This is a genomic window from Streptomyces sp. SS1-1, from assembly GCF_008973465.1.
Taxonomy (GTDB): domain Bacteria; phylum Actinomycetota; class Actinomycetes; order Streptomycetales; family Streptomycetaceae; genus Streptomyces.
The window spans coordinates 1802621-1816153 of the sequence record NZ_WBXN01000004.1; the positions used below are offsets into that span (position 1 = coordinate 1802621).

Sequence of the window (13533 nt, forward strand, 5' to 3'; positions counted from 1 at the left end):
CAGGGGTCCCGCGCACGTGGCTCGAAGTATGTGGTGGACCGCACGAGGCAGGTCCATGCCCGACGGTCCTCAGGGAGGCGGAAGGGGCGTCGTCGCCCACCCCGCGCGTGCACCCCAGGCGTCATTGCCCACAGTGCTTACGGCTCATGCCCGGTGGTCATGCCCCCGAAACCCGCGAGTAACGGAAACTTATGCGGTCCCTCGCATACGTTCCAGCCGCGCTATCCTACGGCCGTTCCGAAGAAACTGCCCAGGGCGTACGTCACACCGGCCGCCGCGCCACCCAGGGCGAGCTGCCGCAGACCGCTGTACCACCAGCTGCGCGCCGTGACCTTGGCGACGACCGCGCCGCACAGGAACAGCCCGAAGAGCGCGACCAGCACCGCCGGCCACAGCGTGGTGGCGCCGAGCAGGTACGGCAGGACCGGCAGCAGGGCGCCGAGGGCGAAGGACCCGAACGACGACACGGCCGCGACCAGCGGCGAGGGCAGGTCGCCCGGGTCGATGCCGAGCTCCTCGCGGGCGTGTATCTCCAGGGCCACCTCGGGGTCGCGGGAGAGCTGCTCGGCGACGGCGCGCGCGAGGTCCGCGTCCACACCCCGGGCCTCGTAGAGGGCCGCCAGCTCGGCCTCCTCGTCCTTGGGGTGCTTGGTCAGCTCGCGCCGCTCGACGGCCAGTTCGGCCTCGACGAGCTCGCGCTGCGAGGCGACCGAGGTGTACTCGCCGGCCGCCATGGAGAAGGCGCCGGCGGCGAGGCCCGCGAGGCCGCTGAGCACGACGGTCTGGTGGCTGACCGCACCGCCGGCGACACCGGTCATGAGGGCGAGGTTGGAGACCAGGCCGTCCATCGCGCCGAAGACCGCGGGGCGCAGCCAGCCGCCGTTCACATCGCGGTGGGTGTGGTTGTCGCGGTGCGCCTCGTGCAGCGCGGCCTCGGTGTCGATGATGGCCATGAAGTTCCCCCCGGAGGAAGTCAGGTAAGGCTGTCTTTAGACGCGTTCTACTCTTCGACAACGCCAAATCTACGCTTCCGCATTCCCTCCCGCCAGCAAGGAAAGGCTGGGCTAACCTGCGGTTTTCCCTGGAAACCCGCCACACGGCCGGGGCCTCGGAGGACAGCTCGACCGGGTGACAGTGGCCCCGGTGAGGCTCAGGTCAACCGCCGACGGTGGGACACATCCGCAAAGGGCTCCGCGCCCTGGCGGAACCCCCGGAGGAGAGGCCGCGTATGGCATCGATCGCCCGCATCCCCCCGGTTCCGGCGCCCGGTGACGCCGGAGAACTCCGCGAGCGGGCCCGCGGCGCCCTGCTGGGCCTGGCGGTCGGCGACGCGCTGGGCGCTCCCGCCGAGAACCTGAAGCCCTCGGAGATCCGTGCCCGGTGGGGCCGGATCACCGGGTTCGTGGCCGAGCGCCCCTGCGGCACCGACGACACCGAGTACGCGATCTTCTCGGGGCTGCTGCTCGCCCGGCACGGCTCGGCCCTCACCCCGGCCCATGTCGAGGCGGCCTGGCACGAGTGGATCGCCGGCCGCGCCGAAGGACCGTTCCGGGGCGCCGGGTTCAGCGAGCGGGGCACGCTGGAGAACCTGCGCCGCGGTCTCGCCGCCCCCATCTCCGCCCAGCACCGGCACGCCTGGAGCGACGGGCTGGCGATGCGGGCGGCGCCCTTCGGGGTGTTCGCGGCGGGCCGCCCGGCGGAGGCGGCCCGGCTGGTCGCCATCGACGGCTCGGTGAGCCACGACGGCGAGGGCATCTACGGCGGCCAGGCCGTGGCCGCCGGAGTGGCCGCGGCGATGGCGGGGGCGCCGACCCCGGTGGTGGTGGCCTCGGCGCTGGCCGTGGTCCCGGACGACTCCTGGACGGCCCGCTCCCTGCGCCGGGCCGCCGCGGTCGCCCACGAGGGGGAGCGCGCGGTGCGCTCCGCGGTGGTGATCGGCGGCTACCCGTGGACCGACCTCGCCCCCGAGGCGGTCGCCCTGGCCTTCGGGGCGTACGCGGCGGCCGACGGCGACTTCGTCCAGGCGGTCCTGACGGCGGTGAACATGGGCCGCGACGCCGACACGACGGCCGCGGTCGCGGGCGCGCTGGCCGGGGCGACGCGGGGCGAGGGGGCGATCCCCCCGGACTGGGCGGCCGCGATCGCCCCGGCCCGCGGCAGCTGCCTGCCGTCGATGGCGGGCCACCACGTCCTGGACGTGGCGGAACTGCTGATCCCCGGCGACGACCGCAAATGGATCACCGGAGCCCTCACCCCCACCAAGGAGCCCCTCGGATGACTCCCCCGACCCCCTGGTCCGACCCCACCCCCGCGGACACATCCCCACCCACAGCGGCTCCGGCGATCCTCCCGCCACCGGACACCCCGGCCTCCCCCGACGACGACCCCACCGGAACGGCCCCACCCACCCCCACCCTCCTCCTCCCACCCCCCGAACCCGCAGCCGCCGACGAGCACGCCCCGCCGGGGCCACCTGCACCCGACCACGAAAGCCGCACACCCACCCCCGCCCTCCTCCTCCCACCCCCCGAGCCCGCAGCCGCCGACGACGAGCACGCCCGGCCGGGGCCACCCGCACCCGACCACGAAAGCCGCACGGGTGGTGCGGGTGGGAAGCTCCCGGCCGAAGGCGAAGCCGAGGCCGTACTCGCCCCCGCGCCGGCGCAGCATCCTCGTGCGGGTGGGAAGCTCCGGGCCGAAGGCGAAGCCGAGGCCGTCCCCACCCACCGGCCGGCGCAGCCGACAGCGCACCGCGTCAGAGGGCTCCTCCTCGGCCTGGCCGCAGGCGACGCCGCCGGATGGCCCGCCGCCCGGCACCGCGCCGCCCGGATGCCGGACTGGACCCGCCGTCTGACCCGCGAACTGGAGACGTTCGCCGAGCAGAACGCCACCACCACCCTCCCCGTGCCGATCGCCCTCAACCAGCCCCCCGAACCCCTCCGCCTCGGCCCCTCCGACGACGCCGAGTGGGCGGCCTTCACCGCCGAGGCCCTGCTGCGGGCCGGCGACGACACCGCCCTCGGCGACCTCAGCCGCGACCGCCGCGTACGCGCCGCGATCGACCTCACCTGGAACGCCGTCGCCGGCGAGGTCGCCGCCGCCGCCGACCGCGCCCCGGAAGTCGAGTCGGCGGTCCTCCCCCTGCGCGCCCGCATCTCCGTCCGCGCGGGCCTCGGCAACCTCGCCACCGGCCTGCGCCCGCCCGCCACCGGCCACGACAACCCGCACTTCTTCGACGACGCGGCCTGCGTCCGGGCGTGCGTCCTGGCCGTCGCCCACCCCGGCGACCCCGCCCGCGCCGCCGACCTCGCCGAGTTCGACGCCCGGTACACCCAGGACGGCGACGGCGTCCTCGGCGCGCGGGCGATGGCGGCGGCCGTATCGCTCGCCCTCACCGGCACGCCCACCGGCGCCTGCGTGGCGGCGGCGCTCACCGAGCTGCCCGCCGGGACGGAGATCGGCCGCAACGCCCGGCACGCCGTGGACCTCGCCCACGCCGCCGCCGGCGCCTTCGCCCTGGTCCCCCTCCTGGAGCACCAGATCGTCGACCACGTCTACAGCTACGGCGTCGCCGCCGCCGAGACCGTGCCGGTCGCCCTCGCCCTGACCCTCGCCGCGGGCGGCCGTATCGCCGAGGCGGTCCCGGCCGCCGCCTGTCTGTCCCGGGTGGCCGACTCGGCCCCGGCCCTGGCCGGCGCCCTGACCGGCGCCCTGGGCGGCGACGCCTGCGTCCCGGCCGCCTGGCGGGACACCTGCCGCACCCTGTCCGGCTGTGCGCTCCCCCGGCTCACCGGCACCGACCTGGTGGAACTCGCCGACCTCCTGGAAGCCGCACAACCGCACCCACCAGGAGGATGATTCCGGCATGACGCCCAAAGCAGATGAAAGCAGTGGTCCGCGTCTCGACGAACGGATCACCGGCGCCCTGGTGGGCGCGGCGGTCGGCGACGCCCTCGGCGGCCCGGTGGAGGGCTACTCCCCCGACCAGATCCTGGAGCGCCACGGCGGCCGCGTCCACGGCGTCGTCGGCCCCTGGAACGGCGACGACTGGCGCACGGCACGCCCCATCGCGCCGTACCACAAGGGCGACGGGCACGTCACCGACGACACCTTGATGACGCACGCCCTGGTCCGCGTCTACGCGGCCGTCCGTGACCACCTCGACGCGTACGCGATCGCCGGCCACCTGGTCCCGGACCTGATGACCACCCCGCGCTGGATCCCGGAGCTGGAGGCGGAGGCGCTTCCCCTGCACCGGATCTTCCTCGCGGAGAAGTGGCTGGTGGCCCGCCTGCACTACGGGCACGTGGACCCCCGCGAGGCCGGCGTCGGCAACATCGTGAACTGCGGCGCCGCGATGTACATGGCCCCGGTCGGCCTGGTGAACGCGGCCGACCCACGGGCCGCGTACGCCGAGGCCCTGGACGTCGCGGGCGCGCACCAGTCGTCGTACGGACGGGAGGCGGCCGGCGTCTTCGCGGCGGCGGTCGCGGCGGCCTGCGTCCCGGGCGCCACCCCGGAGTCCGTCGTCGACACCTGCCTCGCGCTCGCCAAGGACGGCACCCGCGAGGCCATCGAGAAGTGCTGCGAGACCGCCGCGGCCCACCGCGACGTCGAGTCGGCGCTGGTCCCGCTGCGCGAGGCGGTCGCCCCCTACGACACCGTCGGCCCCGACTACCGCCGGCCCTCGCTCGGCGCCCGCCGCCCCTCCCGGCTGCACGCGATCGAGGAGCTGCCGATCGCCCTGGCCATGGTGCTGATCGCCGGCGGCGACCACCGCCGGGCGGTGCTCGGCGCGGTCAACTACGGGCGGGACTGCGACTCCATCGCGACGATGGCGGGCGCGGTGACGGGCGCCCTCGGCTCCCCCGTCCCGGACGAGTGGGCGAAGACGGTCGCGGAGGCCAGCCGCCTCGACCTGTGGGAGCCGGCCCGCGTCCTGACCGACGTGGCCCGCGAGGTGCACGCCCGTGACCTGGCCCGCCGCCGCGCGCACGAGGCGGCGTTCCGGGTGCTGGAGGGCCGGCCGTGCTCCGACTGACCTGGGTCCAGCCCGAGGACCTGCTCGGCCACGAACTGCGGCAGGCCGCCCTGGACGGCCGGGAGCCCGCGCGGATCGCGGCCCGCTGGGAGGCGGCGGGCGGCCGTACGGCCCCGCTCCGGGCGGGCGCCTCGGCGGAGCCGGCGTCCCGGTACCTGCGGACGCTGGCCGAGGACCTGCTGGACGAACTGGCGGACCTGCCCAGCCGGACCGCCGACCGCGAGCCCACCGGCCTCGCCGCCATCAGGGCGCTCTGCCCCCACTGGCCGGCGCCGCCCGCCGCCCCCGTCCGGACCACACCGGCCCGGCTGGAGGCCGCCTGGCTGGGCCGGGCCGTCGGCTGTCTGCTCGGCAAGCCGGTCGAGAAGCTCCCCCTCGACGCCCTCCGCGCGCTCGCCCGGCCCACCGGGAACTGGCCCCTGCGCGGCTACTTCACGGCCAGGGGCGTCCCGGCGGACCTGCTGGCCGCCCACCCCTGGAACCGCCGCTCCGCCGCAACCTCGCTCGCCGAGAACATCGACGGCATGCCGGAGGACGACGACCTCAACTACCCGCTGCTCAACCTCCTCCTGCTCCAGCGGTACGGCCGCGCCTTCACCACCGCGGACGTGGCCCGGCTCTGGCTGGACGAGCTGCCCGCGGGCCGTACGTTCACGGCCGAGCGCGTCGCGCTGCGCAACCTCCTCCTCGGTGTCGAACCGCCGCACACGGCCCGCCACCGCAACCCGTTCCGCGAGTGGATCGGCGCCCTCATCCGGGCCGACGTCCACGGCTGGACCCACCCCGGCGATCCGGGCGCCGCGGCCGAGCAGGCCCACCGGGACGCCACCCTCACCCACACCGCCACCGGCGTCCACGCGGCGATGTTCGCGGCGGCGGTCATCGCCCGCGCGGCGAGCGCGTCCGGCCCCGGGGACGTCCACGCCTGTCTGCGCGCCGGGCTCGCCGTGATCCCGCCGGAGTCCCGGCTGGCCCGGGCGGTCGGGCACGCGACGGCGCTGGCCCGGACGCACGAGGACTTCGACACCGTCGTCGACCTGCTCCACGCCCGGTACGGGCCGGACCACCACTGGGTCCACGCCGTCCCCAACACGGCCCTGATCGCCGCCGCCCTCACCCACGCGGACGGCGACTTCACCGGCTCCATCTGCCGTGCCGTGTCCGGCGGCTGGGACACCGACTCCAACGGGGCGACGGCGGGCAGCGTCGCCGGTCTCCTCGCCGGCTCCCCCGCCGCCCTGCCCGACCGCTGGACCGCCCCGCTGAAGAACCGTCTCGCCACCTCCGTCGGCGGCCTCGACGGCATCGGCTTCGACACCCTCGCCGGGCTCACGCACGACCTCGCCCACGACCCCGCCCCGGACCTCAGCCCCTTGGAGGCCACCCGCCCATGACCGACATCGTCGTGCTCGGCAGCACGAACATGGACCTCGTCACCTACGTAGAGAAGGCCCCGCAGCGCGGCGAGACCGTCACCGGCCGGGAGTTCCGCACGATCCCCGGCGGCAAGGGCGCCAACCAGGCGACCGCCGCGGCCCGCGCGGGCGGCGACGTGCTGATGATCGGCGCCGTCGGCAACGACATGTACGGCACCCGGCTGCGCTCCGCCCTCGAACAGTCCGGCGTCGACACCGACGACCTGCGCACGGTCGAGGGCCCCTCGGGCACCGCGCACATCGTCGTCGACGACGAGGGCGGCAACGCGATCGTCGTCATCCCCGGCGCCAACGGCACCCTCGACCATCTGAGCCCCGGCGACGAGGGCGTCATCGCCGACGCCGACACCCTGCTGCTCCAGCTGGAGATCCCGCTGGCCGCCGTGCTCGCGGGCGCCCGCGCCGCCCGCCGCCACGGCGTCCGCACGATCCTCACCCCGTCCCCCGCCCAGCCGCTCCCCGACGAGCTCCTCGGCGCGATCGACCTGATCGTCCCCAACGAGCACGAGGCCGCCACCCTCACCGGCCGCGCCGACCCCCGCCAGGCGGCCGGCGCCCTCCTCGACCTCGTCCCCGAGGTGGTCGTCACCCTGGGCGCGTCCGGCAGCCTGTACGCCGCCCGGGGCGCCGAGCCGCTGACCGTCCCCGCCCCGCGGGTCACCGCCGTGGACTCCACCGGCGCCGGCGACACCTTCGTCGGCGCGCTCGCGGTGGCGCTCGGCGAGGGACGGCTGATGCCCGACGCGCTGACCTGGGCGTCCTGCGCGGCCGCCCTGTCCGTGCAGCGGGAGGGCGCCACGGTGTCGATGCCGTACCGCCCCGAGATCGACGAACGGTACGCGTCATGACCGGGGCCGCCCCGGCGCCCCTGGCCGGACTGCGTGTGCTCGACCTGGCCACCCTGTTCGCCGGACCCCTCGCCGCCACCCTGCTCGGCGACTTCGGCGCGGAGGTGATCAAGGTCGAGCACCCGGAGAAGCCCGACCCGTCGCGCGGCCACGGCCCCGCCAAGGACGGGGTGGGACTGTGGTGGAAGGTCCTCGGCCGCAACAAGCGCACGATCACCCTGAACCTGTCCCGGCCCGGTGGCCGCGCCACCCTGCTGCGGCTGGCCGCCACCGCGGACGTCGTCATCGAGAACTTCCGCCCCGGCACCCTGGAGAAGTGGGACCTCGGCTGGCCGGAGCTGTCGGCCGCCAACCCCCGTCTGGTGCTGACCCGGGTCACCGGCTTCGGGCAGTTCGGGCCGTACTCCCACCGCCCCGGCTTCGGCACGCTGGCCGAGGCGATGAGCGGCTTCGCCGCGCTCACCGGGGAGCCCGACGCGCCCCCGACGCTCCCGCCGTTCGGTCTGGCCGACTCGATCGCGGGCCTCGCCACCGCGTACGCCGTGATGACGGCCCTCGCGGCCCGCGAGCGCACCGGCGAGGGGCAGGTCGTGGACATGGCCCTCATCGAGCCGATGCTGTTGGCCCTCGGACCCCAGACGACCTGGTACGACCAGCTCGGCTACGTCCAGGAGCGCACCGGCAACCGCTCCGCGAACAACGCCCCCCGCAACACCTACCGCACGGCCGACGGCACCTGGGTCGCCGTCTCCACGTCCGCCCAGTCGGTCGCCGAGCGGGTGATGCGGCTCGTGGGGCGCCCCGACCTGATCGACGAGCCGTGGTTCGCGACGGGCGCGGACCGGGCCCGGCACGCCGACGTGCTGGACCGGGCGGTCGGCGACTGGATCGCCCGGCACACCCGCGCGGACGTGCTGGCCGCCTTCGAGAAGGCGGAGGCGGCGGTGGCCCCGGTCCAGGACGTCCGGGACGTGATGACGGACCCGCAGTACGCCGCGCTCGGCACCGTGACCACCGTCGACGACCCCGAGCTGGGCGCGCTGCGCATGCAGAACGTCCTCTTCCGGCTCTCCGCCACGCCCGGCGCGATCCGCTGGGCGGGCCGCCCGCACGGCGCGGACACCGACGAGGTCCTCACCGGCCTCGGCCTGTCCCCCGCCGACCTCGCGGCCCTGCGGGAGGAGGGCGCCCTGTGACCGGCCCGGCGGAGACCAGCCCGTACCCGCTGACCTGGCTGTACGCCCCCGGGGACCGTCCGCGGGTGGTCGCGGGGGCGCTCGCGTCGGGCGCCGACGTCGTCATCGTCGACCTGGAGGACGCGGTGGCCCCGGACCGCAAGGACCATGCCCGGGCGGCCACGGCCGAACTGCTCTCCGCGCCGGAGCACCCGGTGCCGGTCCACGTCCGGGTGAACGCCCTGGACACCCCGGCGGGGGCGCGGGACCTCGCGGCGCTGGCCGCCCTGCCGGGTCTGGCCGCGCTGCGGCTGCCGAAGGTGACGTCGGCCGACCAGATCATCCACCTCGCCGAGACCACCCCGGCCGCGGCGCCGGGCACGACCCGGCTGCACGCGCTGCTGGAGTCGGCCCTCGGCATCGAGCGGGCGCACGCGATCGCGTCCGCGCATCCGGCCCTGCGCGGCATCTCGCTCGGCGAGGCGGACCTGAGGGCCGACCTGGGTGTACGGGGCGACGCCGGGCTCGACTGGTGCCGTTCCCGCGTCGTGGTCGCCGCGCGGGCGGCCGGGCTGCCCCCGCCCGCCCAGTCCATCCACCCGGACATCCGCGATCTGGAGGGCCTGGCGGCGACCTGCGCGCACGGCCGCGCGCTCGGTTTCCTGGGCCGCGCGGCCATCCACCCCCGGCAGCTGCCCGTGATCGAGCGGGCGTATCTGCCCACGGAGCGGGAGCTGGAGCAGGCGGAGACGATCGTGAAGGCGGCGGCGACCGACCAGGGGGCGCTGGCCCTGCCGGACGGGCGGTTCGTGGACGCGGCGGTGGTGGCGGCCGCGCGGCGGACGCTGTCCCTGGCCCGCCGCGGCTGAGACACGGCGAAGGGCGCCCGGTGGCCGGGCGCCCTTCGTGCTGTGCCGGTTCGCGGGTCAGCCCTTGCGGGCCGACTCGGCCTCGTCGCGCGACTCCTTCGTGTCCTCGACCGCGTCCTCGGACTCGGGCTTGGACTCTGCCCCGGTCTTGGACTCGGCCTCGGACGTCTTCCCGTCCTCGGTGGCGGCGTCGGTCTCCGCCTTGTTCTCGTCGGACGCGCCGCCCGAGTCGCCGTCGGCCGCACCGGGCTCGACGACGGGTTCCCGCCCGGGCCGCTTCTTCGCCGACACCACGATGTACAGCACGGCGAGCAGGAAGACCAGCAGCGCGGTCCAGTTGTTCAGCCGCAGGCCGAGGATGTGGTGGGCGTCGTCGACCCGCATGTACTCGACCCAGAACCGGCCGACGCAGTACGCGGCGACGTACAGGGCGAACGCCCGGCCGTGGCCCATCTTGAAACGGCGGTCGGCCCAGATCACCAGCAGGGCGACGCCGATGCACCACAGGGACTCGTACAGGAACGTCGGATGGTAGGTGCCCGGCACCCGCCCGTCCGTGGAGGACGTGATCTCCAGCGCCCACGGGACGTCGGTGCGGCGGCCGTACAGCTCCTGGTTGAACCAGTTGCCCCAGCGGCCGAGGGCCTGCGCGAGGGCGATGCCGGGGGCGACGGCGTCGGCGTACGCGGGGAGCGGGATGCCACGGCGGCGGCAGCCGATCCACGCGCCGAGCGCGCCGAGCGCGATCGCGCCCCAGATGCCGAGACCGCCCTCCCAGATCTTGAAGGCGTCCACCCAGTCACGGCCCTCGCTGAAGTACAGCTCGTAGTCCGTGATCACGTGGTAGAGGCGCCCGCCGACCAGGCCGAACGGGACGGCCCAGACCGCGATGTCCGCGACCGTGCCGGCGCGCCCGCCCCGGGCGATCCAGCGCTTGTTGCCGAGCCAGACGGCTACGAAGACACCGATGATGATGCAGAAGGCGTAGCCGCGCAGCGGAATGGGACCGAGGTGGATCACCCCGCGCGACGGGCTGGGAATGTAGGCAAGTTCCATGGCAAGGTCGACGCTACCCTGCCGGGCGGCACCGATGTCGGGCCGCCCGGCTACGGGTCCATAACAGGCCGTGCCCGTACGGGCGCTCAGCCCTTCGCGTTCTCCTCCACCATCTGCTTGAGCTTGGCCGGCGTCATCGTCTGGTCCTGGTAGATGTTCTTGCCGTTCAGCAGGACCGTGGGCGTGCCGCTGAAGCCGCCCGCCTTGAAGGCGTCGTTGGACTTCGTCACCCAGCTGTTGTGCGTGCCGTCCTCGACGCAGGTGCGGAAGGCGGGCGTGTCCAGGCCGTCCACCTTGGCGGCGAGCTCCAGCAGCTTGCTGTTCTTCCCGAAGGCGTCGTCGGCCTCCGGCGGCTGGTTGCGGTACAGCACGTCGTGGTACTCGACGAACTTCCCGGCGTCCTGGGCGCAGGCGGCGGCGTTGGCCGCGTTGCGGGAGCCGGTGCCGCCCATGTTGCCGTCGATGATCGTCGCCAGGTGGTACTCGACCTTGAGCTTGCCGGAGTCGGTGAGCCCGTGGATCGTCGAGCGGTAGGCGTCCTCGAAGGACTTGCAGGCCGGGCAGCGGAAGTCCTCCCAGACCGTGAGCGTCGAGGGGGCGCTCGCCTTGCCGACCGGGATGGCGAGGCCGTCCTTGCCCTGGGCGCCGGAGGGGCCGACGACCGGCCCGGCGTCGCTGCCGCTGTCCTTGCCGGCGTTGGCCGCGACGACGCCGATCACGGCGGCGAGGCCCAGCACGCAGACGACGCTCGCGCCCACGATCAGCGTGCGGCGCCGCCGGTCCGCCGCCTTCTGCTTCTCCCGCTCGGCCGCCAGCTTTTCCCGGGCGGTCCGCTTCGCGTCTCGATTCTTTTCGCTCACAACCGCAGGAACGAACCGGGGAGGCGCATCGCGCCTCCCCGGTTCCAGGTCCACCCGTTCGAGCGACTCGTACGGAAGGCCCTTCTTCCGACGATGTCCCGCGCCCGGCGCGCGGTACCGGCTACGCCTTGCGGCGCACGCCCTGCGCCAGCTCGCCGGCGAGGGCGCGGACGGCCTCGACACCGGCCGCGTCGTCCGGCGCGTCCAGCATCCCCTTGACGAAGGCGGAGCCGACGATCACGCCGTCCGCGAACCCGGCGACCTCGGCGGCCTGGTCCGCGTTGGAGACGCCCAGGCCGACACAGACGGGCAGGTCGGTGCCGGTGGCCCGGGTGCGGCCGACCAGCTCGTGCGCCTGCGCGCCGACGGACGCGCGGGTGCCGGTGACCCCCATCAGGGAGGCGGCGTACACGAAGCCGCTGCCGGCCGCGGTGATCTCGGCCAGCCGCTCGTCCCTGCTGCTCGGCGCGACGACGAACACGGTCGCCAGACCGTGCTTGTCGGCGTGCTCCCTCCACAGCCCCGACTCCTGGACGGGCAGGTCGGGCAGGATGCAGCCGGCGCCGCCCGCCTCGGCCAGCTCGGCGGTGAACCGCTCGACGCCGTAGCGGTCGATGGGGTTCCAGTACGTCATGACGAGGATGGGCTTGCCGGTGGCCGCGTGGGCCTCGCGGACGGTCCGCATCACGTCGGCGATCCGCACCCCGCCGCGCAGGGCGATGTCGTCGGCGGTCTGGATGACCGGGCCGTCGAGCACGGGGTCGCTGTGCGGCAGGCCGACCTCGACGACGTCGGCGCCGCCCTCCAGGGCGGCCTTGACCGCCGCGATGCCGCCGTCCACGGTGGGGAAGCCGGCCGGCAGATAGGCGATCAGCGCGGACCGGCCCTCCGCCTTGGCGGCCGCGAGGGTGTCCGACAGCAGCTGGATGTTCCCGCTCATCGGGCGTCCCCCTCGATCTCGGCGGTGTCGGCGGCGTCGGCCGGGACCTCGGCGTCGGCGCCCTCCTCGTACAGCCCGAAGTAGCGGGCCGCGGTGTCCATGTCCTTGTCGCCCCGGCCGGACAGGTTGACGACGATCAGCCCGTCCTTCCCGAGCTCCCTGCCGACCTCCAGGGCCCCGGCGAGCGCGTGGGCGCTCTCGATGGCCGGGATGATGCCCTCGGTGCGCGACAGCAGGCGCAGGGCCTGCATGGCGGCGTCGTCGGTGACCGCGCGGTACTCGCCGCGTCCGCTGTCCTTGAGGTAGGAGTGCTCCGGGCCGATGCCGGGGTAGTCCAGGCCGGCCGAGATGGAGTACGGCTCGGTGATCTGGCCCTCGTCGTCCTGGAGGACGTAGGAGCGGGAGCCGTGCAGGATGCCGGGCTCGCCGGCGGTGAGGGTGGCCGCGTGCTCGCCGGTCTCGACGCCGTGCCCGGCCGGTTCGCAGCCGATCAGGCGGACGGAGGCGTCCGGGATGAAGGCGTGGAAGAGGCCGATGGCGTTGGAGCCGCCGCCGACGCAGGCGATGGCCGCGTCGGGCAGGCGTCCGGCGCGTTCCAGGATCTGGCGGCGGGCCTCGACGCCGATGACCCGGTGGAAGTCGCGGACCATGGCGGGGAAGGGGTGCGGTCCGGCGACCGTGCCGAACAGGTAGTGGGTGCGGTCGACGTTGGCGACCCAGTCGCGGAACGCCTCGTTGATGGCGTCCTTCAGGGTGCGGCTGCCGGACTTCACGGCGATGACCTCGGCGCCGAGCATGCGCATCCGGGCCACGTTGAGGGCCTGCCGCCGCGTGTCGATCTCGCCCATGTAGATGGTGCAGTCGAGGCCGAACAGGGCGCAGGCCGTGGCGGTCGCGACGCCGTGCTGGCCCGCGCCGGTCTCGGCGATGACCCGGGTCTTGCCCATGCGCTTGGTGAGCAGGGCCTGGCCGAGCACGTTGTTGATCTTGTGCGAGCCGGTGTGGTTGAGGTCCTCGCGCTTGAGGAAGACACGGGCACCGCCGGCCTCCGCGGCGAACCGCGGGACCTCGGTGAGCGCGCTGGGCCGGCCGGTGTAGTTCACCAGCAGGTCGTCGAGCTCACGGGCGAACTCGGGGTCGTGCTTGGCCTTGTCGTACTCGACGGCCACCTCGTCCACGGCGGCGACGAGGGCCTCCGGGATGAACTTGCCGCCGAACGCGCCGAAGTACCCCTCGGGTGACGGGATTTGACCCTCGGGGTCGGGGATGAAGAAGTCGCTGGGCATGCGTGTACCTCACGGTGAGTGT

At 74.8% G+C, this 13533-nt stretch carries 12 protein-coding genes; 7 read left to right on the forward strand and 5 right to left on the reverse strand.

Annotated elements, in window-relative coordinates:
* Positions 1-221 precede the first annotated feature (221 nt).
* Entirely contained in the window at positions 222-953 is a 732-nt protein-coding gene (locus tag F8R89_RS09400; RefSeq protein WP_151783536.1) for a VIT1/CCC1 transporter family protein, read from the reverse strand.
* Positions 954-1228: 275 nt separating this feature from the next.
* Between F8R89_RS09400 and F8R89_RS09405 the strand changes: the two genes are divergently transcribed.
* The 7 genes from F8R89_RS09405 to F8R89_RS09435 are packed head-to-tail and all read left to right on the forward strand — an operon-like array spanning position 1229 to position 9369.
* Positions 1229-2278: an ADP-ribosylglycohydrolase family protein gene (locus F8R89_RS09405; protein ID WP_151783537.1), complete on the forward strand. Its 1050-nt coding sequence runs from the start codon at positions 1229-1231 to the stop codon at positions 2276-2278.
* The gene (locus F8R89_RS09410; protein ID WP_151783538.1) at positions 2275-3858 is read left to right on the forward strand and encodes an ADP-ribosylglycohydrolase family protein; all 1584 of its coding nucleotides are present in this window, start codon (positions 2275-2277) and stop codon (positions 3856-3858) included. The genes F8R89_RS09405 and F8R89_RS09410 overlap by 4 nt, the downstream gene beginning before the upstream one ends.
* A gap of 7 nt (positions 3859-3865) precedes the next feature.
* Positions 3866-5041, forward strand: coding sequence for an ADP-ribosylglycohydrolase family protein (locus F8R89_RS09415; RefSeq protein WP_151783539.1), 1176 nt, complete (start codon positions 3866-3868; stop codon positions 5039-5041).
* Positions 5029-6435: an ADP-ribosylglycohydrolase family protein gene (locus tag F8R89_RS09420; RefSeq protein ID WP_151783540.1), complete on the forward strand. Its 1407-nt coding sequence runs from the start codon at positions 5029-5031 to the stop codon at positions 6433-6435. The genes F8R89_RS09415 and F8R89_RS09420 overlap by 13 nt, the downstream gene beginning before the upstream one ends.
* Positions 6432-7325 (forward strand): ribokinase, encoded by an 894-nt coding sequence (rbsK, locus tag F8R89_RS09425; RefSeq protein WP_151783541.1) that lies wholly within the window; start codon positions 6432-6434, stop codon positions 7323-7325. Before F8R89_RS09420 ends, rbsK begins: the two co-directional genes overlap by 4 nt.
* Positions 7322-8521 (forward strand): CaiB/BaiF CoA transferase family protein, encoded by a 1200-nt coding sequence (locus F8R89_RS09430; protein ID WP_151783542.1) that lies wholly within the window; start codon positions 7322-7324, stop codon positions 8519-8521. Before rbsK ends, F8R89_RS09430 begins: the two co-directional genes overlap by 4 nt.
* Complete coding sequence (locus F8R89_RS09435) at positions 8518-9369, forward strand: HpcH/HpaI aldolase/citrate lyase family protein (protein WP_151783543.1); 852 nt, start codon at positions 8518-8520, stop codon at positions 9367-9369. Before F8R89_RS09430 ends, F8R89_RS09435 begins: the two co-directional genes overlap by 4 nt.
* A gap of 57 nt (positions 9370-9426) precedes the next feature.
* Here F8R89_RS09435 and lgt read toward each other — a convergent pair whose 3' ends face one another.
* From lgt to trpB, 4 genes are all read right to left on the reverse strand, one after another.
* Positions 9427-10425: a prolipoprotein diacylglyceryl transferase gene (gene lgt / locus F8R89_RS09440; protein ID WP_151783544.1), complete on the reverse strand. Its 999-nt coding sequence runs from the start codon at positions 10423-10425 to the stop codon at positions 9427-9429.
* A gap of 86 nt (positions 10426-10511) precedes the next feature.
* Positions 10512-11285 (reverse strand): DsbA family protein, encoded by a 774-nt coding sequence (locus F8R89_RS09445; RefSeq protein ID WP_192806077.1) that lies wholly within the window; start codon positions 11283-11285, stop codon positions 10512-10514.
* Positions 11286-11406: 121 nt separating this feature from the next.
* Positions 11407-12225 (reverse strand): tryptophan synthase subunit alpha, encoded by an 819-nt coding sequence (gene trpA / locus F8R89_RS09450; RefSeq protein ID WP_151783546.1) that lies wholly within the window; start codon positions 12223-12225, stop codon positions 11407-11409.
* The gene (gene trpB, locus F8R89_RS09455; protein ID WP_151783547.1) at positions 12222-13511 is read right to left on the reverse strand and encodes a tryptophan synthase subunit beta; all 1290 of its coding nucleotides are present in this window, start codon (positions 13509-13511) and stop codon (positions 12222-12224) included. The genes trpA and trpB overlap by 4 nt, the downstream gene beginning before the upstream one ends.
* Positions 13512-13533: the final 22 nt, after the last annotated feature.

What these genes read in the sequence shown, in the direction of transcription:
- rbsK (WP_151783541.1), top strand. Translation starts at nt 6,432, where the DNA reads ATGACCGACATCGTCGTGCTCGGCAGCACGAACATGGACCTCGTCACC.
- F8R89_RS09430 (WP_151783542.1), top strand. Translation starts at nt 7,322, where the DNA reads ATGACCGGGGCCGCCCCGGCGCCCCTGGCCGGACTGCGTGTGCTCGAC.
- lgt (WP_151783544.1), bottom strand. Translation starts at nt 10,425, where the DNA reads ATGGAACTTGCCTACATTCCCAGCCCGTCGCGCGGGGTGATCCACCTC.
- F8R89_RS09410 (WP_151783538.1), top strand. Translation starts at nt 2,275, where the DNA reads ATGACTCCCCCGACCCCCTGGTCCGACCCCACCCCCGCGGACACATCC.
- trpA (WP_151783546.1), bottom strand. Translation starts at nt 12,225, where the DNA reads ATGAGCGGGAACATCCAGCTGCTGTCGGACACCCTCGCGGCCGCCAAG.
- trpB (WP_151783547.1), bottom strand. Translation starts at nt 13,511, where the DNA reads ATGCCCAGCGACTTCTTCATCCCCGACCCCGAGGGTCAAATCCCGTCA.
- F8R89_RS09400 (WP_151783536.1), bottom strand. Translation starts at nt 953, where the DNA reads ATGGCCATCATCGACACCGAGGCCGCGCTGCACGAGGCGCACCGCGAC.
- F8R89_RS09405 (WP_151783537.1), top strand. Translation starts at nt 1,229, where the DNA reads ATGGCATCGATCGCCCGCATCCCCCCGGTTCCGGCGCCCGGTGACGCC.
- F8R89_RS09415 (WP_151783539.1), top strand. Translation starts at nt 3,866, where the DNA reads ATGACGCCCAAAGCAGATGAAAGCAGTGGTCCGCGTCTCGACGAACGG.